This window comes from Pseudomonas sp. 05T35 (genome assembly GCF_056396605.1).
This window is the reverse complement of the sequence record NZ_JBFTLU010000858.1, coordinates 1-665: the sequence shown is the minus strand read 5'-3', so window position 1 is coordinate 665 and position 665 is coordinate 1. Positions and strand designations below refer to the sequence as shown.

The following is a 665-nucleotide window of genomic DNA, read 5'->3' as shown; positions in this document are numbered from 1 at the left end:
GAACTAATGAAAGAGCCGCAATAGCTAGGGATGGTCTGAAGTAGTCATGTATTTCTGGCTGACTTCAGCCTCTGCCGATCTTGAACGCGGCGAATCAATCAAAGACGATCAGGTCACTCGCTCATTTCTGTGTTTTTAGCCACTGCGAGCACCTCGCGGCACCATTCCCCACATTACAGGCGCACCTCTCTCGCACTCGTCAGTAAATATCTACGCGCCATCCACAAGTTCGACAGCGCAAACAGTGTCACCCGTTGCGCCGCGTTCTTCGTCAGACCAGGGTAGCGCTTACTGTCCTTGTTCTTGGTCGAGCTTGGCGCATTGATCAGCGTGGCATCCACGATGGTGCCTTGGCTCAGCGACAGATCTCGGTTGCCCAGATAGCCATCGATCACGGCAAGGATTCCGGCGGCTAGTTCGTGCTTCTCCAGCATACGACGGAAGTTGAGGATGGTGGTTTGGCTCGTAAGAGACGAGCACCTTAGATACAGCGCCAAGAAGGGGTGAGAACTCCACCGAAAGCCAGCCCATTTGTGGGAGTAAAATCGACCTGAAATAAAAAGGGGTCGCGAAATAAAATCTCGCGACCCCTTTGAATTATATGGTCGGGACGGAGTGATTCGAACACTCGACCCCTAGCACCCCATGCTAGTGCGCTACCGGAC

1 pseudogene is annotated in these 665 nt (G+C 53.4%); it reads right to left on the bottom strand.

The features are described from left to right. Positions 1 to 278: 278 nt before the first annotated feature. Positions 279 to 461, bottom strand: a pseudogene (locus AC1DH9_RS30315) (IS5/IS1182 family transposase); the annotation flags it as partial. Between the last annotated feature and the right edge of the window lie 204 nt (positions 462 to 665).